Raw genomic sequence first — 24,085 nt, forward strand, 5'->3', positions numbered from 1 at the left:
CGACGGACCGACCGCATCAGCCGGCGCCGTCGAGGCGTGACTCCTCGACGTCCAGCATCCGCTGCGCTTTCGCCAGCACCTCGGAGGAGTAGCTCCCGGTCGCCCGCGCATCGAGGAGCGCATCGCGTTCGGCGTCGAGCACCCGGCGTCGCAGTTGTCGGAACTGCTCGTGCGGGCCCACGCCGGCATCGGTGCGTTCCGCCGCCGACTCGACGCGGATGAGGCTGCTCGTGCGTACCCGGTCGACGACCGCGGAGTCGAACGGCTCCCCGCCGTCCGTGCGCAGCTGCGGGTCGTCGAGGGCGGCCACACCGACGGTCGAGATCTCCTCGACGAGACCGGCCAGTTCCGCCATCGCCGCCTGCTCGTCCGTCCCGCCGACCCGGGTCAGCCGGATGACGAGCGGGAGGGAACCACCCTGGAGCAGGAGGGTGACGATCGCGACCGTGAACGCGATGAGCACCAGCTCCGCCCGATACGGGGTGTCGAGTGGCAGCGACTGCGCGGCGGCGATCGTGACGACGCCACGCATCCCCGCCCAGGCGAGCACCGCGCCGCCCCGCCATCCGAGGCCCTCGCGTTGCAGGAAGTCCAGGTCGGCGCTCCGCCGGGCGATCGACCTCGAGAAGGCGGCCTTGCGTTTGGCTGAACGCGCGTTCTCCGTCGGATGCTCCTCGAGGCGTGCGGAGACCTGCTCCAGTCTCGGCCGCCGGGCGAGGGCCTCCCGTTCATCGCGTCGCAACGACCAGACGAGGACGCCGACGAACACGATGCGGACGACGATGAGGGTGATCGCGGTCAGTAACCCGAGGCCGATCGACGACCAGATGCCGAGGTCGTCCTGCTCCACCTGCGAGACGATGGCCTCGAGCTCGAGCCCCATGAGCAGGAACACCCCGTTCTCGAGGAGGAACTGCGTCGTCCGCCAGTTGATGCGCTCGCTGATCCGGTCCTGGGCGGTGAAGTACTTCGCGCTCTGATGCCCGGTGTAGAGCCCGGCGACCACGACCGACAGGACGCCTGAGGCGTGGAAGTGCTCGGCGGGCAGATACGCGATGAACGGCACGGCGAAGGAGATGACCGTCGTCAGGACCGGGTCGCCGAGGCGGGAGCGGATCCGGACCGTGATGAACCCGACGACGATCCCGATCGCGATCGCGAGCGCCACGGCATAGGCGAAGTCGCCCAGGACACCCCACAACGAGACCGTCCCGGCGGTCGCGGCGATGGCGGAGCGCAGGAGGACGAGGGCCGAGGCGTCGTTCACGAGGCTCTCGCCCTCGAGGACGCTCACGAGGCGCGACGGCATGCCCAGCCGCTTACCGATGGAGGTCGCGGCGACCGCGTCGGTCGGGCTGACGACGGCGCCGAGGGCAATGCCGGCGGCCAGGCTCAGGTCGGGGAGGATCGTCGACAGGATCCAGCCGATGAGGACCGACGACACCACGACGAGGACGACCGAGAGCCCGGAGATCGCTTTGAGGTTGCGGCGGAAGTCGACCAGGGGCACGTTGACGGCGGCCGAATAGAGGAGCGGTGGCAGCACGCCGGCGAGGATCCACTCCGGCTTGACCTCGACGTCCGGCACGAACGGCAGATAGCTGAGGGCGAGCCCGACCAGGACGAGGATGAGCGGGGCTGCCACGCGCAGCTTGTTCGCGAAGCGGGCCACCGCGACGATGGTCACCACCGCGACGACGGCGAGGAATGCGAAGTCCATGGCGTCAGCCTATTGGCGGTGGCTCACCGCCCACTCACGGATCGCTGTCGCCGTGCTGACCACCCGCGTCCAGACGACGACACAGACGACGACGACCGCCTGTCGGAACAGGCGGTCGTCGGTCGTGCGGCTGAGGTCAGAGCGCCAGCGCGGTGCGGAGGAGCTCCGCCTGCTCGGCGGCGTGACGCTTTGCCGAACCCGTTGCGGGGGAGGCGGACGCGGTGCGCGACACGTTGCGGATCGTCCGACCCTCGAGGTGCTTGGCGGCCTCCAGGCAGATGAACGGCCACGCGCCCTGGTTCTCCGGCTCGTCCTGCACCCACACCAGTTCGGCGTTCGGGTACTGCGCGACCACAGCGTTCAGCTCGGCCACCGGGACCGGGTAGAACTGCTCGACGCGGACGAGGGCGATCTCGTCGTTCGGCTGCTTCTGCAGCTCGCTCAGGAGGTCGTAGTGGATCTTCCCGGAGTGCAGGAGCACCCGCTTGACCGCGGCCTTGTCGGTGATCCGTGCGTCGTCGATCACCGGCTCGAAGCGACCGGAGGTGAAGTCCGCCACCGGGCTGGTCGCGCCACGCAGACGCAGCATCGCCTTCGGGGTGAAGACGACGAGCGGCCGACGCGGGCGGGCGTACGCCTGGCGACGCAGCAGGTGGAAGTACGACGCGGGGGTCGACGGCCGTGCGACGGTCATGTTGTCCTCGGCGCAGAGCTGCAGGAACCGCTCGATCCGCGCGGACGAGTGGTCGGGGCCCTGGCCTTCGTAGCCGTGGGGGAGGAGGAGCGTGACACTCGACCGCTGCGACCACTTCTGCTCGGCGGAGGAGATGAACTCGTCGATGATCGTCTGCGCGCCGTTGGTGAAGTCGCCGAACTGCGCCTCCCACAGCACGAGCGCGTCGGCACGTTCGACCGAGTAGCCGTACTCGAAGCCCATGACCGCGTACTCGCTGAGGAGCGAGTCGTAGATCCAGAAGCGGGCCTGGTTGTCGCTGAGGTTCGCGAGCGGCAGCCACTCCTGGCCGTTGACCCGGTCGTGGAGGACGGCGTGGCGCTGCACGAAGGTGCCGCGGCGGGAGTCCTGTCCGGACATCCGCACCGGGGTGCCCTCGATGAGCACCGATCCGAGCGCGAGCAGTTCTCCGAAGCCCCAGTCGATGTTGCCGTTGCGGCTCATGTCGAGACGCTTCTCGAGGAGCTGCTGCACCTTCGGGTGCACGGTGAACCCGGCGGGCTTGTTGTTGAACGCGTCGCCGATGAGCTGCACGACGCCCTCGGAGACACCGGTCGTCTCGAGTTCGCCGGAGTAGCCGTCCTCGTCGAGGACCTCGGTCGGGATCGGCGTCGGCGAGGTCTGCTCGGCGTGCGTCTCCATGAAGGCGCGCTCGAGGCGGTCCTGGAAGTCGCGGTGCGCGGCCTCGTACTCCTCCTCGGTGATGTCGCCACGGCCGACGAGCGCCTCGGTGTACAGCTTGCGGACGGAGCGCTTCGCCTCGATGAGGCTGTACATGAGCGGCTGCGTCATCGACGGGTCGTCGCCCTCGTTGTGGCCGCGTCGGCGGTAGCACACGAGGTCGATGACGACGTCGCGCTTGAACTCCTGGCGGTACTCGAAGGCGAGCTCCGCGACCCGCACGACGGCCTCGGGGTCGTCGCCGTTCACGTGGAAGATCGGCGCCTGGATGGTCTTCGCGACGTCGGTGTTGTAGATGGAGGAGCGGCCCTCGCCAGGAGGCGTGGTGAAGCCGACCTGGTTGTTGATGACGACGTGGACCGTGCCGCCCGTACGGTAGCCGCGCAGCTGGGACAGCTGCATCGTCTCGAGGACGACGCCCTGACCGGCCATCGCCGCGTCGCCGTGGATGAGGATCGGGAGGGTACCGAACGCGCCGATCGGCCCGCGGTCCTGCTTCGCGCGGACGATGCCCTCGAGCACGCCGTTGACGGCCTCGAGGTGCGAGGGGTTCGCTGCCAGGTAGACCGGGATCTCGCGGCCGTCCTCGGCCTTGAAGGTGCCCTCGGTGCCGAGGTGGTACTTCACGTCGCCGGAACCGTGGCTCGCAGGGTCCTGCGTTCCCTCGAACTCGCGGAAGATCTGACCGTACGTCTTGCCGGCGATGTTCGTGAGGACGTTGAGGCGGCCGCGGTGGGCCATACCGATCGCGACCTCGTCGAGCTGGGCCTGCGACGCACCCTGGAGGATGGTGTCGAGGAGGGCGATGGTGGACTCGCCGCCCTCGAGGCTGAAGCGCTTCTGGCCGACGTACTTCGTCTGCAGGAAGGTCTCGAAGGCCTCGGCCTCGTTGAGCTTGCCGAGGATGCGCATCTGCTCGTCGTGCGTCGGCTTCTCGTACTTGCGCTCGACCTTGCTCTGGATCCACTTGCGCTGCGCGGGGTCCTGGATGTGCATGTACTCGATGCCCGTGGTGCGGCAGTACGAGTCGCGGAGGACGCCGAGGATGTCGCGCAGCTTGGCCGTGCGGGCCGAGCCGAAGGCGCCCGTGACGAACTCGCGGTCGAGGTCCCAGAAGGTCAGGCCGTGGGTCTCGATCTCGAGGTCGGGGTGCGAGCGCTGCACGTACTCCAGCGGGTCGATGTCGGCCATGAGGTGGCCGCGGACGCGGAACGCGTTGATGAGCTCCTGGACGCGGGCGGTCTTGTCGACGGCGTCGGCGAGGTCGACGCTGATGTCGGGCGACCAGTGGATCGGGTCGTACGGGATGCGGAGCGCGGCGAAGATGTCCTGGTAGAAGCTGCGGCTGCCGATGAGCAGCTCGTGGACGACCTTGAGGAACTCGCCCGAGCCGGCACCCTGGATGACGCGGTGGTCGTAGGTGCTCGTGAGCGTGATCGTTTTGCCGATCGCCAGCTCGTTGAGCGTGCGCTCGGAGGCGCCCTGGAACTCGGCCGGGTACTCGAGGGCGCCGGCGCCGATGATGCAGCCCTGGCCCTTCATGAGACGGGGGACCGAGTGCACGGTCCCGATGCCACCCGGGTTCGTGAGCGAGATCGTGACGCCCTGGAAGTCGGCTCCGGTGAGCTTGCCCTTGCGGGCGCGGGTCACGAGGTCCTCGTACGCCGAGAGGTACTCGTTGAAGGTGAGGGTGTCGGCGCGCTTGATGCCCGGCACCATGAGGGCGCGGGAGCCGTCGGGCTTCGGGAGGTCGATGGCGATGCCGAGGTTGATGTGCGCCGGGGCGACGACCGTGGGCTTGCCGTCGGCCTCCTCGTAGTAGACGTTCTGGCTCGGGAAGTCCTTCAACGCCTGGATGAGGGCCCAGCCGATGAGGTGGGTGAAGCTGACCTTGCCGCCTCTGGCGCGCTTCAGGTGGTTGTTGATGACGATGCGGTTGTCGATCATCAGCTTCGCCGGGATGGTGCGCACGCTCGTCGCGGTCGGGACCGTCAGGCTCGCGTCCATGTTGGTGGCGAGCGACTTGGCCATGCCCTTCAGCACGGTGACCTTGTCGACGTCCTCCGGAGCGGGTTCGGTCTGGTCGCTCTTCGGCTGCTGGACCTGGTTCGGGCTCGTCATCGGGGCGTCGGCCGGGATCGGGGCCGGCTTCGCCTGGACCGAGGTGGTGCGCGCGACCGGCTGCGCGCCGATGACCTGGATCGGGGCCGTCGGCGGGTTGACCCGGGCCGCCGCCTCGTCCGCCGCCGCAGGGGTGGGGGCCGACGCCGTGGCGCCGGCGGCTGCCGCATCGTCGTCCGACTGGCCGCCCGTCGTTCCCTGGGCTGCGCCGTTCACCGGCCGGTAGTGCTCGAGGATCGGCCACCAGGAGCGGTCCACGGAATCCTTGTCGACGAGGTACTGCTCGTACATCTCGTCGACGAGCCATTCATTGGCTCCGAATTCGTTCGTTGCGCCGTCATCGGCGCCCACTCCGGTCATCTGGCTCGACACCGTCGATCGCCCACTCTCTCCGTTGAATTCTCACTGTTTGCAGGCAGGGAACATGCCCGCACGATCCAGTCATCAAGCCTAAACCCATTCCGTCGTCGGTGCGGCTCGGACGCCGGTCGGGATACGGTGTTCTCATGCGGTTCATCGGTGAGATTCCCAGCCACGACCTGACGTACTCGGACGTGTTCCTCGTCCCCAGCCGCTCCGGGATCACGAGTCGACTCGACGTCGACCTGGCTCCGGACGACGGCACCGGCGCCACGATCCCGATCGTCTCCGCCAACATGAACTCCGTCACCGGGCCACGCCTCGCGGCGGCACTGGCGCGGCGCGGCGGACTCGGCGTCCTGCCGCAGGACATGCCGCTCCAAGAGCTCGACGCGGCGATCCGCTGGGTCAAGGAGCAGCCGGTCGCCTTCGACACGCCGCTGATCATGCGCGCCGATCAGACCGCGGCCGACGCCCTGCGCCTGATCCCCGCGGTCGCCGGTCACGGCATCGTGCTCCACGACGAGCGCGACGCCTTCGCCGGCTGCATCCCGGCCGCACGTCTCGCCACGGCGCTGCCCGACGCACGGCTCGGCGACCTCGCTCGCGGGTCGCTCGCCTCGATCGACGCCGACGACGTGACCGGTGGCCGGGCCGCGTTCGACCTCATGGTCGCCGCCGACCTCGAGTTCGCGCCCGTGCTGCACCACGGCGCCGTCGTCGGCACCCTCAGCCGGACGAGCGCGCTCCGGTCGACCATCTACACGCCGGCGCTCGACGCGTCGGGCCGGCTCCGGGTCGCCGCGGCGATCGGCATCAACGGCGACGTCGCCGTCAAGGCGCAGGCGCTCGCCGCCGCCGGGGTGGACGTCCTCGTGATCGACACCGCCCACGGGCACCAGGAGGGCATGCTCCGCGCGATCGCGGCCGTCCGTGCGCTCGGTCTCGGCCTCCCGATCGTCGCCGGCAACGTCGTGTCCGCCGTCGCGGTGCAGGACCTCGTCGACGCCGGTGCGGACATCCTCAAGGTCGGTGTCGGACCCGGTGCGATGTGCACCACGCGGATGATGACGGCGGTCGGACGTCCGCAGTTCTCGGCCGTGCTCGAGACGGCCGCGACCGCCCGCGCACTCGGCGCGAAGGTCTGGGCGGACGGTGGCGTCCGCTACCCCCGCGACGTCGCCCTCGCCCTCGCGGCCGGTGCGTCCTCGGTCATGATCGGGTCCTGGTTCGCCGGCACGATCGAAGCCCCCGGTGAGCTGCAGCGCGCCGCTGACGGGTCGCTCTACAAGGAGAGCTGGGGCATGGCGTCGACCAAGGCCGTGCACGAGCGCTTCGGTCGACTCGACCCGTTCGAACTCGCGCGGAAGACGCTCTTCGCCGAGGGCATCTCGTCCTCCCGCATCACGATCGACCCGCTCCGGCCCTCGGTCGAGGACCTCCTCGACATGATCACCGCCGGTGTGCGCTCGTCGTTCACCTACGCGGGTGCCGACTCGGTCCCCGGCTTCCACGAGCGCGCCATCGTCGGCGTCCAGTCGGCCGCCGGGTACGAGGAGGGCAAGGCGCTGCCCGTCTCCTGGTGAGCCGGGGCGCTGGTGCGGCGCGCACGACCGCGGTGGGATGATGGGCCCATGGTGGTGAACGGTGGGACGCACGGGTTCGGTGTCGGCATGCAGGTCCTCGTGCTCGTGGACCCGGCGTCCGATCCCTCGACGGGGGAGCGTGCCTCCGGGGTCATCGTCGCACCCGGCCGCCAGCGTGCCGCGGCGTTCGTCTCGGTGTGGACCGAACAGCTGACGACGTGGATCGTCGAGTTCGACGAACCCTTCACCGCGCCGGACGGCAGCGGCCCGCACGAATCGGCCGAGGTCCGCGAGACCTACCTCATCCCGGCGCCGTTCGCCGAGGCGTCGGAGTCCGTCGACGCCTGACCGCCGCGTGCTCGCTCAGGCGAGCGACCGGTCCATGATGGCCGAGGAGAGCGCCTCCACCGGGCCGGCCGCCGCCAACGGGTTCGCGAGCAGGGTGAAGTCGACGCCGCCCAGGGTCGGGAGTTCCAGCCGGTTGCTCAGCATGACGAGGTCGCTCGGGATCAGGCTGCGCGGGAAGACCGCCACGCCGAGCCCGGCCCGCACCGCTGCGAGGACGCCGTTCACCTCCCGGGTGCTGCAGGTGATCCGCCAGGTGCGCCCGGCGGCTTCCAGGGCGTCGATCGCCAGCTGCCGGGAGAGACTCGGATCCTGGTAGGCGATGAGGGGGACGGGCTGGCCCGGCTCGATCGTGGTCTTCTCGAGACCGACCCAGACCATCGAGTCGGTCCGTACGAGCTTGCCCTCGTTCTGGCCGGGGTGCATCTTGATGAAGATGAGGTCGAGGGCGCCCGCCTTCAGCCGACGGTAGAGCGGCCCGCTCTGGTTCACGGTGAGTTCGAGGTTCAGCTGCGGGTGCCCCTGACGGAAGTGCCGCAGGATCCGGGGGAGCTGGGTCATCGCGAGGTCGTCGGCGGCCCCGAAGCGGAGGCGACCGCTCATCGCCGAGCCGGTGAAGTAGCTCTCCGCCGAGGCGTGTGCAGCGAGGATGGTCCGCGCGAACCCGGCCATCGCGTCACCGTTGTCGGTCAGGCGGACCGCCCTCGTGTCCCGGACGACGAGCCACCGGCCGGCGGCCTCCTCGAGCCGTCGGATCTGCTGACTGACCGTCGGCTGGCTCAACCCGAGCTGCGCGGCAGCGCGCGTGAAGTTCTTCGTCTCGGCGACGGCAAGGAAGGTGCGCAGCAGTGCGGGGTCGAACATGCGTGAGCCGATCATTCGGGAATCGAATAGGACTGATAGGGATCATCCTGCTCGGAAATGGCCGCGTCGGCAATAGCGTGGATGGGAGCCGACGGCCTCCGCGGCTCCACCCATACGACACGCACTCGACATACGAAACGCTGGCTCTCTCCGTGACCCCTCCCTCCGACACCGCCGTCGCTCCGCCGCCGCCCACCGCCCCCATGCCGATCGTGGGGGAGCGCCCCGCCTGGCGGGACACCTTCTCCTCGCTCCGCGTCCCGAACTTCCGACTCTTCACGATCGGACACATCGTCGCGACGACCGCGATCGGGATGCAGCGCATCGCGCAGGACTGGCTCGTCCTCGAGCTCTCCGGCAGCGTCGCCGCCGTCGGGATCACGGTCGCGATGCAGTTCGCGCCCATGCTGCTGTTCGGACTGCTCGGCGGGGTGATCGCGGACCGCTACTCCAAGCGCGTGCTGCTCATGATCACGCAGTCGCTCGCCGCCGTCCTCGCGGTCGCGCTGTCGATCCTGACGCTCAGCGGCGCGGTCGAGGTGTGGCACATCTACGTCATCGCCTTCATGCTCGGCCTCGTCACCGTCGTCGACAACCCGGCGCGACAGGTGTTCGTGAACGAGCTCGTTGGGCCGGCGAGGCTGCGGAACGCCATCAGCCTCAACTCCGCCGTCTTCCAGCTCGGCCAGCTCGTCGGTCCGGCCGTCGGCGGTGTCCTCATCACCGCCGTCGGTTCCGGGTGGTCCTTCGCGATCAACGCGCTCGCCTGCTCCGGCGTCGTGCTCACCCTGGCGCTCATGCGTGTCTCGGAACTCGTCCCGACCCCGGTCGTCGCGAAGGCGAAGGGCCAGCTCAAGGAGGGACTCGGATACGCCATGCGGAAGCCGGCCATCCGGTGGACGGTCATCATGGTCGCGTTCATGTCGGTGTTCGCCTTCAACCTGCCGGTCCTGCTCGCCGCCTACGCGTCGGACGTCTTCGACATCGGCGCGAGCGGCTACGGGTTCCTCAACGCCCTCGTCGCCGTCGGCGCGCTCACCGGGGCGCTCGCGTCGACGAGGCGTGGGGGTGTGGACCTGCGCATCGTGATCGTCGCGGCGGCGGCGGTCGGCGTCCTGCAGGCGGCCGCCGGGGCGATGCCCGTGCTCCTCCCGTTCGCCCTCTTGCTCGTCGCGGGCGGGGTCGCGAACCTCCTCTTCATCACGGCGGCGAACTCACTCGTCCAGCTGTCGTCCAACATGGCGATCCGTGGCCGTGTGATGTCGCTGTACATCCTCGTGCTGCTCGGCGGGCAGTCGATCGGCGGCCCGCTCATGGGCTGGCTCGTCGAGGTCGCCGGGGCGCACGTGGGCATGATCGTCTCGGGCGGGGTCCCGGCGCTCGCCGCGGCGTGCATCGGCGTGCGGTTCCTCCTCGTGCGGCGTCGGAAGCGTCGCGCGGCCGAGGAGCGCCGGCGTCTCGCAGAGGCTGAGAAGAACCCCGGAAATCCGGGGTCCACAGCCGCGGATGTCCGATAGACTCGTCCGCACAATGGACGACCCTCCTTCAGACAGATCCCCCGGCCACCATCCCAGCCCCGTGCTGACCCGATCACGGGAGACGACCGCCCAGCCGGGCGACGGTACCCCCACTCCGGCATCGCCCGCTCAGCACGGACGGGATCGTCATGTCTGAGTGGATCATGCTCGGCGTCGGCCTCGTACTGACCATCGGGACGGGCTTCTTCGTCGCATCCGAGTTCGCGCTCGTGAACCTCGACCGCGCCGATCTCGAGGCCCGCCGCGACCGCGGCGAGACCCGCCTGACGATGACGATCGCAGCACTCAAGATCACCTCGACGCACCTGTCGAGCGCGCAGCTCGGGATCACCCTGACCACCCTCCTCACCGGTTACACCATGGAGCCGGCGCTGTCGTCGATGCTCGCCGGTCCGCTCGGCTCCATCGGGATCCCCGAGGGCGTCGTCGCCGTCGTTGCGACGATCGTCGCGATCACCCTCGCCACGCTGCTCAGCATGATCATCGGCGAGCTCGTCCCGAAGAACTTCGCGCTCGCGTTGCCCCGACAGACGGCCAAGTTCGTCGTCCCGTTCCAGACGGCCTTCACCTGGGTGTTCAAGCCCGCCATCGTCGTCCTCAACGGCAGCGCCAACGGCTTGCTGCGGTCGATGGGCATCGAGCCCAAGGAGGAGCTGTCCGGAGCCCGGACGGCCGAGGAGCTGTCGTCGCTCGTGCGTCGATCGGCGCTCGAGGGCACACTCGAGGCCGACACCGCGACCCTGCTCAACCGCACCCTCCGCTTCTCGAGCCACGATGCGTCGGACGTCATGACGCCCAGGCCGCGCATCGCGTCGATCCAGCGTGGCGAACCCGCCCAGGCGGTGCTCGCCCTCGCGAGGTCGACCGGCCACTCGCGCTTCCCGGTCACCGATGCCGACGTCGACGACATCACCGGTGTCGTGCATGTCAAGCAGGCCATCGCGGTCCCGCGCGACCGACGCGGCGAGGTGCCCGTCTCGGCCCTGCAGTCGCCCGCCCTGCGCGTCCCCGAGACGATGAAGCTGGACGTGCTGCTCTCGCAGCTGCGCGGACGCGGCTACCAGATGGCCGTCGTGGTCGACGAGTACGGCGGCACCGCCGGCGTGACCACCCTCGAGGACCTCGTCGAGGAACTCGTGGGCGAGGTCGCCGACGAGCACGACCGTTCGCGTGCCGGAGTGGTCCGCGGACGCGACTCCACGACCTTCCCGGGCAGCCTCCGTCCCGATGAGCTCCTCGAGCGAGCCGGCGTGCGCGTCCCCGAGGACGGCCCGTACGAGACGGTCGCGGGCTACGTCATGAGCGAGCTCGGACGACTCGCGGTCTCGGGCGACGAGCTCGAGCTCGAGGACGGCACGCTCCGCGTCGAGCGACTCGACGGCCGACGGATCGATCGGATCCGATTCACCCCGAGACCCGTCGTGTCGGAGGACGGTGGTGACGTATGAGCGACTGGGCAGGAATCGCCTGGCTCGTGGTGCTGCTGCTCGCGAACGCCTTCTTCGTCGGTGCCGAGTTCGCGGTCATCTCCGCGCGTCGGTCGCAGATCGAACCCCTCGCCGAGCAGGGGAGCCGGAGCGCCAAGACCGCGCTGTGGGCCATGGAACACGCCACGCTCATGTTGGCGACGAGTCAGTTGGGCATCACCGTCTGCTCGCTGCTCATCCTGAACGTCTCCGAGCCGGCGATCCACCACCTGCTGGAGGTGCCGTTGGCGCTGACCGGCTGGCCCGAGGAGACCATCGGCACGGTGGCGTTCATCATCGCGCTGCTGCTCGTCTCCTATCTCCACGTGGTCTTCGGCGAGATGGTCCCGAAGAACCTCTCCTTCTCGATCCCGGATCGCGCGGTCCTGCTGCTCGCTCCGCCGCTCGTCTTCGTGGCGCGCGTCTTCCGTCCGATCATCGTGTCCCTCAACGCGACCGCGAACGCCGTCCTCCGCCTGTTCCGGGTGGAGCCGAAGAACGAGGCCGCGAGTGCGTTCACGCTGGACGAGGTGGCGACCATCGTCGACCAGTCCACCCGCGAGGGTGTGCTCACCGACTCGACGGGTGCGCTCGTGGCGGCGTTCGAGTTCACCGAGAAGAAGGTCCACGACGTGGCCCTGCCGCTCGGGAGCCTCATCACGCTCACGGAGGAGGCCACCCCCTCGGACGTCGAGCGCGCCGTCGCCAAGTACGGCTACTCGCGGTACGTGATCGTCGACGACGAGTCGGTGCCGATCGGCTACCTGCACCTGAAGGACGTGCTGCGGTACGACGACCTCGACGGCAGTGGCGACGAGGAGCGGCCGGTGCCCGCGAAGCACATCAGGCAGCTCGTGTCGGTGTTCGAGGATTCGGACGTCGAAGACGCGCTGACCACGATGCGCCGCTCGGGAGCGCACGTCGCCCGGGTGTTCGACGAAGCGGGCGCCACCACCGGGGTCCTCTTCCTCGAGGACATCATCGAGGAACTCGTCGGCGAGGTCCAGGACGCCACCCGGCGTCGCTGATCGGACGCCTGAGCGCTGACACGACGACGGCCCGCACGCGATCGCGTGCGGGCCGTCGTCGTGTCGGGGTCGCGCTCAGGCGCGCGGCTTGGCCCGCTCGTACTGGCCCGGCCAGGCGACCTCCACGCCGAGCTCGGTCGCGGCGCGCAACGCGAAGTGCGGATCACGGAGCGCCTCGCGGGCGACCATGACCGCCTCCGCCTGCCCGTCGGCGACGATGGCCGCGGCCTGCTGGGCGTCGGTGATGAGCCCGACGGCGCTCGTGTCGACACCCGTCGACCCGATGTGCGCGGCGAACGGGACCTGGTACCCGGGGGAGAGCGGGATGCGGACGCCGCCGACGGCTCCACCGGTGGAGATGTCGAAGAAGTCGGCCCCGCGCTCGGCGCACCAGGCGGCGACGGTCGCGGTCTGGTGTTCATCCCATCCGTCGTCCACCCAGTCCGTGGCCGAGAACCGGACGAACAACGGGAGACCGGCCGGGAGGACCCCGCGAACCGCTTCGACGACCCGCAGGAGGAGCTTGGCCCGGTTCTCGAGCGAGCCGCCGTAGCCGTCCTCGCGGTGGTTGACGAGTGGTGAGAGGAACTGGTGCAGCAGGTAGCCGTGCGCCGCGTGGAGTTCGATCACCTGGAAGCCGGCGTCGACCGACCGGACGGCCGCCGCGCGGAAGTCGTCGACGACGCGGTCGATCCCCTCGTCGTCGAGGGCCTCCGGAACCGCGTAGCCCGGGAAGGCCTCGGGCGATGGAGCGACCGTCGACCAGCCACCCTCCTCGATCGGCACACTGCCGTGTCCGTCGGTGCCCCAGGGGGCGAACGTGGAGGCCTTCCGGCCGGCGTGCGCGAGCTGGATGCCGGGGACGGAACCCTGCTCGGTGATGAACGCGGTGATCCGTCGCCAGGCGTCGCGCTGTTCGTCGTTCCAGATGCCTGCGTCCTGGGGCGAGATCCGACCCTCGGGGCTGATCGCCGCCGCCTCGGAGATGACGAGGCCGAAGCCGCCCGCCGCGAACTGGCCGAGGTGCATGAGGTGCCAGTCGGTGGGGACGCCGTCCTGGGCGGCGACGCTGTACTGGCACATCGGGGCGATCCACAGGCGGTTGGGGATGGTGAGGTCGCGGATGGTGATCGGATCGAACAGCTGGGGCACGGAACTCCTCGGGTCTCTGGGCGACGGGCGTCGCCACCCGGCTCAACGTCCCGGCGCGCGCTCGGATTCCCGTCTCCGGGATGACCGACGATCGACGGCTCAGCGTCAGTCCGCCGCGACGACTGGCCTAGGGTGATGGCATGGCCGAACCGCGACTCTGGACCCCTGCCGACGCACGCGACTGGATCGCCGTGCCCGACGCCGAATCGGACAAGTACTCCCGGGGTGTCCTCGGCGTCGTGACCGGGTCCGACCGCTACCCGGGTGCCGCCGTCATCGGTGTCGAGGCGGCGATCCGCACCGGCGTCGGCATGGTCCGTTACCTCGGCGCGGACCGACCGGCGAACCTCGTGCTGCAGCGCCGCCCCGAGATCGTGACGGCGGAGGGGCGCGTGCAGGCGTGGCTCATCGGCTCCGGCATGGACCCCGGCAAGCTGACCCGCGAGGAGAGCTCCCTGCTCGACGCCGCCCTGCACGGGGGCGAGCCGGTCGTCGCCGATGCCGGTTCACTCCGTCGCGTCGCCGCAGGTGCCCACCAGCGGGCGTTCGGTGTCGACGAGTCGTGGCGCATCGTGGCCACACCCCACGTCGGTGAACTGGCGACCATGTTGAGCGGCCTGGGGAGCCCGGCCGAGGTCGAGGCCATCCGTGCCGACCCGGTGTCGTACGCGGCCGACGTCGCCGCCCGCCTCGGCATCGTCGTGGTGCTGAAAGGCGGCACGACCCACGTGGTCGCGCCTGACGGCGACGCCATCACGGTCTCCGGCGGATCGCCCTGGCTCGCGACCGCCGGCACCGGCGACGCCCTGGCCGGGATCATCGGGGCGCTCGTCGCCACGAACGCCGAGCGCGTGCTCGCCGACCCCGGCTGCCTGGCGAGCGTGGCCGCCAGCGGGGTGCTGCTGCACGCGGCCGCCGGGGACGCCGCGGCAGCCGAGGGCCCGCTGGCCGCGCTCGACGTGGCCGAAGCGGTGCGCGGCGTCGTCGGTGGTCTCCTCCGCTGAACGATCGTTCATCGGTGGACGAAGGACAACTCCCAGAACGCTCATAGCTCGCCCATAGGGAAGCTCAGGACACTGGTGCCACCGCGGCAGAGACCTCGCCGCGGCGGCCGCCGCACCGCGGCACACACATCGCCCGAGGAGATTGAACGATGCGCAACCCCACCACCACCCAGCCTCCCGTCCGCACGCCACGCCTGTCCGTGGCGGCGAAGAAGACGACCTTCGCGGCCCTGACCGGCCTCACCCTCGTCGGCAGCCTGGCCGGTTGCTCGGCGGCCGACGCCGGCAGTTCGACCACGACCACGTCGCCCGAGACGAAGAGCACGGCGGCGCCGGAGGCGACCACCTCCACCGACGCCGCGGCGGGCTCCGGCTCCACCGACTACCAGGACGGCTCCTACACCGCGGACGGCAGCTACCAGTCGCCGAACGGCACCGAGTCGATCACGGTGACCGTCACACTCGCCGAGGACAAGGTCACGGCGGTCGACGTCGTCTCGCACGCCGAGAGCGCGAACAGCAAGCGCTACCAGGCGGAGTTCATCTCCGGGATCGCCGCCGAGGTGGTCGGCAAGGACATCGACAGCCTCAAGGTCTCCAAGGTCGCCGGTTCCTCCCTCACGAGCGGCGGCTTCAACGCGGCCATCGACACGATCAAGACCGAAGCGAAGGGCTGAGCCGCGGGGCCGCACCGACGATGAGCGAGACGACACTGCGCTTCGAGGCGATCGGCACCGGATGGGAGCTCGACACGGCTCTGCCGCTCGAGCCCGAGACCGCAGAGGCCGTCGCCGCGTGCATCGACCGGTTCGACCGGACCTGGTCGAGGTTCCGGGACGACGCGTTCATCGCGCGGTTCGCCGCCGGCCCGGTCTCGACCGCCTTCCCCGATGATGCGCGCGAGGATGCGGTCGCGCTGCTCGACACGTACCGGCGTCTGCACGATGCCACCGCCGGAGCCGTGACGCCGTTCATCGGCACCTCGCTCGAACGGCTCGGCTACGACGCCTCCTACTCGCTCGTCCCCCAGGGCCCGGCGGTCGCCGCCCCGCACTGGGACGACGTGGCCCGATGGGACGGCGAGGTGCTCGAGACGAGCCGTCCGCTCGTGATCGACATCGGCGCGGCCGGCAAGGGGCGGCTCGTGGACCTCGTCGCGGACCTCCTCCGCAGCCACGGCCACGAGTCCTTCACGGTCGACGCCTCGGGCGACCTGCGTCACGAGCACGGGTCCCGCGTGGCGGACCCGCTCCGCATCGCGCTCGAGCATCCGTACGATCCCAGCAAGGCCATCGGGGTCGCGACGGTCGACGACGGAGCCCTGTGCGCCTCCGCGACCAATCGTCGTGCCTGGGGCGACGGGCTCCACCATGTCATCGACGGCCGGACCGGTGAACCGACGAGGACCGTCGCGGCGACCTGGGTCACCGCCCCGGACGCGATGGTCGCCGACGGACTGGCCACCGCGCTGTTCTTCACCGATCACGAGACCCTGGCGGAGGCGTTCACCTTCGAGAGCGTCCGTATGTTCACGACCGGTCTCACCGACCGGTCCGTCGGGTTCCCCGGCGAACTCTTCACCTGAGTCACGCGCCACAGGGCCTGAGCCCGGACGGCACCATCTCCCAGAAAGCAGACCGCACATGAACGGCCGCACCGGCTCCTTCTTCGGCACCGTCCTCGGGCGGGTCACCATGTACCGCCTCGTGACGCTGTCACTCGGCACCCTCGCGATCTACGCCTTCGTGCTGTCGCTGTTCGGGCAGGTGTTCTACAAGCCGCTCGAGCTCCTCGCCACCCTGGCAACGCTGCTCGTCGTCGGCTACCTGACGAACCGCCTGTTCGGCGCGCTGTTCCAGGTGCAGCCGCACAGCGAGTCGTCCGTCATCACCTCCCTCCTGCTGTTCTTCATCCTGTGGCCGACGAGCGAGCCCACCGCGCTGGCCTGGATCGCCCTCGCCGCCACGGTCGCCTCGGCGTCGAAGTACCTGCTCGCGATCCGAGGCCGACACGTCCTCAACCCGGCGGCCATCGCCGCACTCGTGATGAGCGTGCTGGCGAGCTACGTCACCCTCCCCGGCGTGTCACCGTCGGTCTGGTGGGTCGCCAACCCGTGGCTGCTGCCCGGTGTCGTCATCCTCGGCGGACTCGTCCTCATCCGGACGAAGCGACTGACGATGGCACTCGTCTTCATCGTGCTCTCCTGGGCGCTCGTCACCGTCCGGCTCGTCACCGGCGGTCAAGAGCTGGGACCGGCACTGCTGGCCCCACTCACGTCGTACCCGATCCTCTTCCTCGCCGCGTTCATGCTCACCGAGCCGCTCACGCTTCCACCGCGGCGGTGGCAGCAGCTCGCCGAGGCGGCGATCGTCGCAGTGCTGTTCTCCATCCCGTTCATGCTCGGCCAGGTGGCGTCGACCCCTGAGCTCGCGCTCGTCGTGGGCAACGTGCTGGCTTTCGCCGTCGCCCGTCGTCGGGGGATGCGACTGACGCTCGAAGGCACCCGCGCGCTCACCCCGACGGCGGTCGAGTACCAGTTCAGCTCGAAGCGCTCGATCCCGTTCGCGGCCGGCCAGTACCTCGAGCTGTCGTTGCCGCACCGCGGGGCCGACGTCCGCGGTTCGAGGCGCGTCTTCAGTATCTCCTCGCCGCCCGACGACGACCGTACGATCCGCGTGGCCATGCGTGTGCCCGAGCGGGCCAGTAGCTTCAAGCGGGCGCTGAGCGCGCTGCCGGTCGGCGCGAGCCTCTCGGCGACCGGCGTGTGGGGCGACTTCGTCCTGCCGAAGGACGCGAACAAGCCGATCCTGCTCATCGCCGCCGGGATCGGGATCACCCCGTTCGTCAGCCAGCTCTCCCGGCTGCACCTCCGTGCCGACCAGCGTGACGTCGTCCTCGTCTACGTCGTGTCCGACCCGCAGGAGCTCGCCTACGCGGCCGAGCTCGAGACCTGGGGGACACCGGTGCTCGTCGTGGGACCGACCGACGACGTCCGGCTGCCGGACGGCTGGCGTGGCCTCGGACCCGGGCGCCTCGACCACGAGCGCCTCGCCGAGGCCGTCCCCGACCTTGCTGAGCGGGAGGTCTTCATCTCCGGTCCGCCCGCGATGATCGAGGCCCTGAAGCCCGCCCTGCGCGGGATCGGCGTCGGACACGTCCGCACCGACGCCTTCAGCGGGTACTGATCAGCAGGCTCGCGGAGCCGACCCACTCGGGCGTCGAGCGAGTGGCGGACCGGTCCCATCGGCGGCACGAGCCTAGGATGGTCCACGTGATGCGGCGTTGGCTCCTCTGGTGCGGGTTCGGCCTCGTGCACCTCCTCGTCGGGTGGCTGTGCCTCGTGGCGGAGGGCCTCCCGCTCGGCGACGTCGTCCTCGTGTACCGGCCGTGGGTCGAACAGGCGACGTCCGGTGGCCCGATCCCCGCCATCGACCAGCCCTGGGTCTATCCGATCCTCGCGATCGTGCCGATGCTGATCCCGCTGCTGCTCGGCAGTGCCGGGTACGGCGTCGGCTGGCTCCTGCTGGTGACCGCGATGAACGCCGGGGCGTTCGCGGTCCTCCTCGGCAACGGCCACTCGCGCCCACGGCTGATCGCGGCATGGTGGTGGCTCGCGTTCCTCCTCCTGCTCGGACCGATCGCGCTCGCCCGGATCGACTCCGTGACCGTCCCCATCGCGATCGTCGGGCTCCTCTGGGTCGCCGGCCGCCCGCGGGTCGCCGCCGTCCTCCTGACGCTCGCCGCCTGGATGAAGATCTGGCCGGCGGCGCTGATCGGCGCGATCGTCCTGGCGCACCGCCATCGCGGTCAGGTCCTGGTCGCGGCGGCGGCGACGTCGGTCGTGGTCCTCGGGGTCGGCCTCGTGCTCGGCGGTGCGAACGCCGTCAGCTTCGTGACGGAGCAGACCGGACGTGGTCTCCAGATCGAGTCGCCCATCGGCAACGCCTACCTGTGGCTCGCCGTCCTGGGTGTCCCGCAGAGCTTCGTCTACTACGACCGCGACATCCTGACCTTCCAGGTGACGGGCCCGGGCGTCGACACGGCGATCGCCGTCATGACGCCGCTCCTCGGCCTCGCCGTCGCCGGTGCGGTGCTCCTCGGGGTGCTCGCGGTGCGGTCCGGACGCCCCCTCGTGCAGGTGCTCGCGCCGTTGTCGCTCCTCTTCGTCCTCACGCTCATCATCTTCAACAAGGTCGGGTCACCGCAGTTCGCGATGTGGTTGGCGGCACCGGTGATCCTCGGGATCGTCCTGCAGCGTCGGCGCTTCCTCGCGCCGGCCGTGCTCGCGCTGATGATCGCCGCGCTCACGCAGCTCGTCTACCCCTACCTGTACCTCTGGTTGCTCAACGTCGACCCGGTCCTCGTGACGGTGCTGACGGTCCGCAACCTCGCCTACCTGGTCCTCGCAGGCTGGGCCGTCCACGCACTGTTCACCCCGTCCCACCATGACGAGGACGTCTCCTCGGCGTCCATCCCCGTCCCCGCTCGAACCCACAAGGAGTGACCATGCTCGTCGCCTTCTCCGTCGCCCCCAGCGGCACCGGCAACTCGGACGGTTCCGTCCACGACGCGGTCGCCGCCGCCGTGCGGATCGTCCGAGAGTCCGGCCTGCCCAACCGGACCGACTCCATGTTCACGACCATCGAGGGGGAGTGGGACGAGGTGTTCGCGGTCATCAAGGACGCCACCGAGGCGGTCGGCGCCTACGGTAGCCGGGTCTCACTCGTCCTCAAGGCCGACATCCGTCCCGGCTACACGGGTGAGCTGACCGCCAAGCTCGACCGCCTCGACGCCGCGCTCGAGAACGACGGCTGAACCCACCGGGAGGCGGTGGTCCGGTTTTGCCGCTCGGGGGACTCGAATCGATTCGAGGATTCCCGTACACTCGATCCATGCCCACCATCCTGGACGGGTCGACGCAGCTGTCGCCGACCCGTGTTCGTCTTGCCATCCTCGCGCTCGCCGTCGGGGCGTTCGGCATCGGTACGACCGAGTTCGTGGCGATGGGTCTGCTGCCGAACATCGCGACCGACCTCCTGCCCGAGCTGGCCGCGCGCAGCCAGGAGCAGGCGAACGCGCAGGCCGCCTGGTTGATCACGGCGTACGCGCTCGGCGTCGTCGTCGGTGCGCCGACGATCGCCGCGCTCGTCGCGCGATACCGGCGTAAGACCGTCCTCCTCTGGCTGGGCGTCGCGTTCACCGTCGGCACGCTCGCGTCTGCGCTCCTGCCGAGCTTCGGCCTCGTCCTCCTCGCACGGTTCGTCGCGGCGCTGCCGCACGGCGCCTACTTCGGCATGGCCGCCCTCGTCGCCGCGAGTCTCATGGGGCCCGGGAAGCGCGGCAAGGGCGTCGCGCTCGTCATGACCGGGCTGACGATCGCGAACGTCGTGGGCGTGCCGTTCGCGACCTGGGTGGGCCAGGAGTTCGGGTGGCGCTCCGCCTACCTCATCGTCACCGGCATCTTCGCGCTCGCGACCGTGACCATCTGGTTCGCCGTGCCGGTGCAGGCGGGCAACCCGCAGCAGACGATGCGTCGGGAGCTCCGTGTCTTCCGTCGCGGCCAGGTGTGGTTCGTGCTCGGGTTCGGGTCCATCGGGTTCGGCGGGCTCTTCGCCGTCTACAGCTATCTCGCGCCCCTCGTGACCGAGGTCGCGGGGGAGTCGGCGACACTCGTCCCGTGGGCGCTCGCGACCATGGGGGTCGGCATGACGATCGGCAACCTGGTCGGCGGGCATCTCGCGGACCGCGGGGTGAAGCGGGCCCTGATCGTCTTCTTCGCGCTCATGATCGTGGTCCTGACCGCCTTGGCACTCACCGCGACGTGGACCCCGACCATGTTCCTCTTCGTCTTCGCGGTCGGCTTCGCGTCGCAGGGCCTCGGTCCGGCGATCCAGACGAGGCTCATGGACGTCGCGGGTGACAGCCAGTCGCTCGCCGCCGCGCTCAACCACTCGGCGCTCAACATCGGCAACGCGCTCGGGGCGTTCCTCGGCGGTGTGGTCATCGCCGGTGGACTCGGCTACCTCGCCCCGGTCTGGACCGGCGTGGTGCTGACCGTGATCGGCCTCGGGATCGTCATCACGAGCTTCACGGTCGAACGACGGCAGCTCCGGCGCGAACTCCTGCGGGCGAACGACGCCGAGGAGCGCAGGATCGCGGACCGCAATCCGCCGACGGCACCGATCCCCGTCTGACCGATACCCGGCGCCCGTCCCGGCCCGTGGGGTGGGGTGCCAGCGCGGTGCGCTCGCACGAGCGCACCCCGCACGCGTGAGCGCGGGTCTCCGGAGATGCGCGCCGACGTCTCCGGGTAGCGTTCACGCCGAACAATGCGGTCTCGCGTCAGCGCACCGCGCTGGAACCGATACCCGCGCGCTCGCGTCGGCGCACCGCGCTGCTAGTCGACGATGATGCCGTCGAGGATCGCCCGCTTGCGCAGGGCGACCTTGGTACCGACGTCGATGCCGGCGTTGCGGTACTTCTCGCGGATGCGCTTGAGGTAGCTCTTCGCGGTCTCGTCGGAGATGCCGAGGCTCTCGGCGACCATCTTCACCGGCTCACCCGCGGCGTACAGCGCCATGACACGACGCTCCTGCGCGCTCAGGCGGGGGCCGGTCCCGGAGGCGCCGCTCGCCAGGGCGAGGTCGAGCTCGGGGGAGATGTAGGACTCACCGCGTGACGCGGCTCGGAGGGCGTGCACGATGGTCTCGGCGTCCTCGCTCTTCGCGAGGTAGCCCAGGGCGCCGGCGGCCAGCGCCTCGCGGACGACCGCCGGGTCGCTGTAGGTGCTCATGAGGACGGTCGTGACGCCGGTGGTCTTCAGCGTCGCGAGCTTCACGGCGACCGGGACGTTGTCCTTGAGGTCGACGTCGAGCAGCAGGACGTCGACGGGGAATGCGGGGTGCGTCAGCAGCTCCGGCCAGGACGGGGTCACGACGACGAGTTCGATGTCGTCGGCGACGCTCCTGATCCATTCGGTGAGCGCGCCGAGCAGCATCCGGTGGTCATCGACGATGCCGACCCTGATGCGAGACTCCTGTGACGTCATTGACGTTCCCCTTTCCGCTGGCCCGCAGCAGGATTGTCGACGGTGCTGTCGATCTCGATCCTGATCCGGGATTTCTGGTACGTGTCCGTAGAGCTGCCCACGCGTCCGAGCGCTTCCCACACCGCGGGATCCACCTTGGCGCGTTGCACTCCGACCGCTTCGAGGACGATCGGGATGACGAGCGCACCAGATCGGCCCGGTCGTTCGGAGCGGTCGACCGGTCCGAGCGTCAGCACAGCTCTGGCACTCTGCGCATCTGCTTCCCCGAGGAGCAACCATACTGCAGAGAGCAGGCCATCCCGCTGATCCGTTGCGAGATACGTCGCAAGTCGCTCGGGGTCGCGCAGGGTCGCGCGGTCCGACAACACGGACGACTCCTGGAACGCATGCTCGAGCCAGGACTCCTTGCCCTCGGACATGAGATGACGCCGGAGCTCGGTCGCGAGGCGGGAGGCCCGCGCCGCGAGCTCGGGGCTGAGCGGGAGGTCGACCGAGCCGTCGGCGACACCGACGAACAATTCCTCCGCTTCGAGGTCGAGGGTGACGAGTTCCTCCGAGTCGAAGAACCCGAGTGCGTCACGGACGCTCGCGACCGTGGAGGCGACCATGACCCGGTCGAGTTCGAGGCGGACGATCCGGCGGTACTGGGAGACGATCGCGCAGGCGATGAGCGGGGGGACGACGGCGACCGCGGCGAAGAGCAGCTCCGCCCCGAGCGTCGCGGTCTGGGTCCGCGTGATCGTGAGGATCGACCCCACGAGCATCAGTCCGAGCACCACGGTCGCGGCGGCGATGTCGCGGACCGGTCGGAGGGTGACGACCGCGAGCAGGACGCCGCCGACCGCCGCGGCCGCCGTCGGATAGACGCCCACGGCGTCGCGACTCCAGACGCTCGCCAGGTCGAGCGCTGCGACCACCACCAGCTGGATCAGCAGCGCGACGAACAGTCGATCCGAGAGGTGGAACGCGGAACGACGGAGCAGGAGGAAGGTCGACGCGATCGCCGCGGTGAGCAACAGCCACGCGACGGCGCTGAGCAGTGGTCGCGGGTAATGGTGGACCGACCCGACGAAGCGGATCGCGGCGTAGACGATGAGGATGACGCCGGACACCGAGAGACCGATGCCGAGCTGTGTCGTTCCGAGTGATGAGCGTTGCCGGTCGATGGCGCGCCGATGGCGGTAGCGCCGGGTCGGTCCGGTGGTCTCCTCGAGGGCGTCGACACTCATGCTTGCGGGACCTCCAGGATGACGGTCGTCCCGGCCCCGGGGGCGGAGAAGACACGGGCCTGTCCGCCGACCTCCTGGATGCGCGCGACGACCGATTCCGCGACGCCGAGGTGGCCGTCCGGCACCGCCGACGGGTCGAACCCGGTGCCGGTGTCGGTGATGAGGAGTCGGGCCGTCACCTCGTCGATCGAGACCGTGACGTCGGCCGAATCCACACCGGAGTGACGCCGGACGTTCTCCAGGCACTCCCCGAGTGCGAGGAGGAACGACTCGCGCACGCGTGGGTCGAGGTTCGCCTGTCCACCGCCGTAGACGTTGACCGTGAGGCCGAGCCCGGCGAACCGGTCCGTCACGGCCTCGATACCTTCGTCGAGGGTGAAGTCGGCACCGCGCTGCAGGATGTACGAGCCGGAGGAGACGGGGCTGAGCTCCTCGCCGAGGCGGAGGCTGCGGAGCAGGTGCGCGTCGTTCCCGGCCTGCGAGCGGAGGGCGGCGGCATCGACGCCTCGTCCGGAGTGGGCGAGCATGGTGAGGGTCGCGAGCGCGGTGTCGTGCAGGAGTCGTGCGTCCTGTCGTCGTTGCGACTCGGCCTGACTCGCGAGCCGCTCCGCGTTGTAGGCGCTGCCGATGGTGTCGACCCGACGGATGAGTCGGGGGATGCTCGTGTCGAGCCACCCGCCGAAGGCGCCGATCGCGACCCACACGACCGCGGTCAGGCCGATGGTCGGGATCGTGAGCGCGGTGGGCCCGGTGACGACGATGATCGTGACCGCCGTCACGACGAACGCGGTCAGGAGCAGCGGCCAGGTGCGCCGGAGCGGCACGAGTCTCGCCGCGACAGCGCCCAGGCCGAGGGAGGTGATCGCGGCGATCGCGCTGGCGGAGCCGACCTGGCCGGTGTTCCCGTCGGACAGACCGATGACGACGACGACCCCGACACCGACCAGGAACACCAGGACCAGCCAGCGACGGCCGTCGTACTGCTCCGCGGCCACGTGCGTGAGCGCGAGGGCGGCGACGAGGATGAGGAGGACGGTGTACCGACCTCCCGAGACGACGCCCGGGACGCTGAGGATCATCGCGGCCGTGACGCAACCCGCGAGCCCGAAGAGACGCGTCGTGCGCAGCAGCAGACGTCGCTGGGTCCTCGCCACCCGATCCATGCTCACGCTCCTCTGAGGAGTCACCTTATCGGGTGACACGACCGCCA

Annotated in this window: 19 protein-coding genes; 12 read left to right on the forward strand and 7 right to left on the reverse strand. The window is 70.0% G+C overall.

The window, feature by feature from the left end; translation table 11 throughout:
- Nucleotides 1–16 precede the first annotated feature (16 nt).
- Nucleotides 17–1,720: a sodium:proton antiporter gene (locus ITJ66_RS18355; protein WP_085513347.1), complete on the reverse strand. Its 1,704-nt coding sequence runs from the start codon at nt 1,718–1,720 to the stop codon at nt 17–19.
- Nucleotides 1,721–1,856: 136 nt separating this feature from the next.
- Nucleotides 1,857–5,627: a multifunctional oxoglutarate decarboxylase/oxoglutarate dehydrogenase thiamine pyrophosphate-binding subunit/dihydrolipoyllysine-residue succinyltransferase subunit gene (locus tag ITJ66_RS18360; protein ID WP_191941436.1), complete on the reverse strand. Its 3,771-nt coding sequence runs from the start codon at nt 5,625–5,627 to the stop codon at nt 1,857–1,859.
- Between the two features lie 134 nt (nt 5,628–5,761).
- Here ITJ66_RS18360 and ITJ66_RS18365 point away from each other — a divergent pair, with 134 nt between their 5' ends.
- Nucleotides 5,762–7,201, forward strand: coding sequence for a GuaB1 family IMP dehydrogenase-related protein (locus tag ITJ66_RS18365; RefSeq protein WP_071262471.1), 1,440 nt, complete (start codon nt 5,762–5,764; stop codon nt 7,199–7,201).
- A 48-nt stretch (nt 7,202–7,249) separates the two neighbouring features.
- The gene (locus tag ITJ66_RS18370) at nt 7,250–7,549 is read left to right on the forward strand and encodes a hypothetical protein (protein WP_194645532.1); all 300 of its coding nucleotides are present in this window, start codon (nt 7,250–7,252) and stop codon (nt 7,547–7,549) included.
- A gap of 15 nt (nt 7,550–7,564) precedes the next feature.
- Here ITJ66_RS18370 and ITJ66_RS18375 read toward each other — a convergent pair whose 3' ends face one another.
- Nucleotides 7,565–8,410 carry a LysR substrate-binding domain-containing protein gene (locus ITJ66_RS18375; RefSeq protein ID WP_079003972.1) on the reverse strand — a complete coding sequence of 282 codons (846 nt, stop codon included), beginning with the start codon at nt 8,408–8,410 and terminating at the stop codon, nt 7,565–7,567.
- A gap of 203 nt (nt 8,411–8,613) precedes the next feature.
- On the opposite strand from ITJ66_RS18375, the gene ITJ66_RS18380 reads away from it, so the two are divergent.
- The 3 genes from ITJ66_RS18380 (at nt 8,614) to ITJ66_RS18390 (ending at nt 12,442) form a co-directional block, all read left to right on the forward strand.
- Nucleotides 8,614–9,927: an MFS transporter gene (locus ITJ66_RS18380; RefSeq protein ID WP_085513339.1), complete on the forward strand. Its 1,314-nt coding sequence runs from the start codon at nt 8,614–8,616 to the stop codon at nt 9,925–9,927.
- A gap of 149 nt (nt 9,928–10,076) precedes the next feature.
- A complete protein-coding gene (locus tag ITJ66_RS18385) occupies nt 10,077–11,396 on the forward strand; it encodes a hemolysin family protein (protein ID WP_137243333.1) in 1,320 nt (439 codons plus the stop codon).
- A complete protein-coding gene (locus tag ITJ66_RS18390; RefSeq protein WP_064295254.1) occupies nt 11,393–12,442 on the forward strand; it encodes a hemolysin family protein in 1,050 nt (349 codons plus the stop codon). Before ITJ66_RS18385 ends, ITJ66_RS18390 begins: the two co-directional genes overlap by 4 nt.
- Before the next feature lie 75 nt (nt 12,443–12,517).
- On the opposite strand, the gene ITJ66_RS18395 is transcribed toward ITJ66_RS18390, so the two are convergent.
- Nucleotides 12,518–13,594 carry an NADH:flavin oxidoreductase/NADH oxidase gene (locus ITJ66_RS18395; protein ID WP_137243332.1) on the reverse strand — a complete coding sequence of 359 codons (1,077 nt, stop codon included), beginning with the start codon at nt 13,592–13,594 and terminating at the stop codon, nt 12,518–12,520.
- A gap of 140 nt (nt 13,595–13,734) precedes the next feature.
- On the opposite strand from ITJ66_RS18395, the gene ITJ66_RS18400 reads away from it, so the two are divergent.
- The 7 genes from ITJ66_RS18400 to ITJ66_RS18430 all read left to right on the forward strand — a co-directional run bounded on the left by ITJ66_RS18400 (nt 13,735) and on the right by ITJ66_RS18430 (nt 20,792).
- On the forward strand, nt 13,735–14,598 hold the full coding sequence (locus ITJ66_RS18400) for an ADP/ATP-dependent (S)-NAD(P)H-hydrate dehydratase (protein ID WP_137243331.1): 864 nt from the start codon (nt 13,735–13,737) through the stop codon (nt 14,596–14,598).
- A gap of 149 nt (nt 14,599–14,747) precedes the next feature.
- Nucleotides 14,748–15,275 carry an FMN-binding protein gene (locus ITJ66_RS18405; protein WP_194604983.1) on the forward strand — a complete coding sequence of 176 codons (528 nt, stop codon included), beginning with the start codon at nt 14,748–14,750 and terminating at the stop codon, nt 15,273–15,275.
- 20 nt (nt 15,276–15,295) lie between these two features.
- Nucleotides 15,296–16,183, forward strand: coding sequence for an FAD:protein FMN transferase (locus ITJ66_RS18410; RefSeq protein ID WP_194645533.1), 888 nt, complete (start codon nt 15,296–15,298; stop codon nt 16,181–16,183).
- 58 nt (nt 16,184–16,241) lie between these two features.
- Nucleotides 16,242–17,783: an FAD-dependent oxidoreductase gene (locus ITJ66_RS18415; RefSeq protein ID WP_194645534.1), complete on the forward strand. Its 1,542-nt coding sequence runs from the start codon at nt 16,242–16,244 to the stop codon at nt 17,781–17,783.
- Between the two features lie 89 nt (nt 17,784–17,872).
- Nucleotides 17,873–19,102: a glycosyltransferase 87 family protein gene (locus ITJ66_RS18420; RefSeq protein ID WP_228501984.1), complete on the forward strand. Its 1,230-nt coding sequence runs from the start codon at nt 17,873–17,875 to the stop codon at nt 19,100–19,102.
- Between the two features lie 2 nt (nt 19,103–19,104).
- Nucleotides 19,105–19,413 (forward strand): thiamine-binding protein, encoded by a 309-nt coding sequence (locus ITJ66_RS18425; protein ID WP_064295260.1) that lies wholly within the window; start codon nt 19,105–19,107, stop codon nt 19,411–19,413.
- Between the two features lie 77 nt (nt 19,414–19,490).
- Nucleotides 19,491–20,792 (forward strand): MFS transporter, encoded by a 1,302-nt coding sequence (locus tag ITJ66_RS18430; protein ID WP_191941432.1) that lies wholly within the window; start codon nt 19,491–19,493, stop codon nt 20,790–20,792.
- A gap of 203 nt (nt 20,793–20,995) precedes the next feature.
- On the opposite strand, the gene ITJ66_RS18435 is transcribed toward ITJ66_RS18430, so the two are convergent.
- Genes ITJ66_RS18435 through ITJ66_RS18445 form a run of 3 tightly spaced genes read right to left on the reverse strand, consistent with a single transcriptional unit; the run spans nt 20,996 to nt 24,029 of the window.
- Complete coding sequence (locus ITJ66_RS18435) at nt 20,996–21,646, reverse strand: response regulator transcription factor (protein WP_056012577.1); 651 nt, start codon at nt 21,644–21,646, stop codon at nt 20,996–20,998.
- Entirely contained in the window at nt 21,643–22,875 is a 1,233-nt protein-coding gene (locus ITJ66_RS18440; RefSeq protein WP_194645536.1) for a hypothetical protein, read from the reverse strand. Before ITJ66_RS18440 ends, ITJ66_RS18435 begins: the two co-directional genes overlap by 4 nt.
- Nucleotides 22,872–24,029 (reverse strand): sensor histidine kinase, encoded by a 1,158-nt coding sequence (locus ITJ66_RS18445; protein ID WP_194645537.1) that lies wholly within the window; start codon nt 24,027–24,029, stop codon nt 22,872–22,874. Before ITJ66_RS18445 ends, ITJ66_RS18440 begins: the two co-directional genes overlap by 4 nt.
- Nucleotides 24,030–24,085: the final 56 nt, after the last annotated feature.

It is taken from the genome of Plantibacter sp. VKM Ac-2885 (assembly GCF_015351205.1).
GTDB lineage: Bacteria > Actinomycetota > Actinomycetes > Actinomycetales > Microbacteriaceae > Plantibacter > Plantibacter auratus.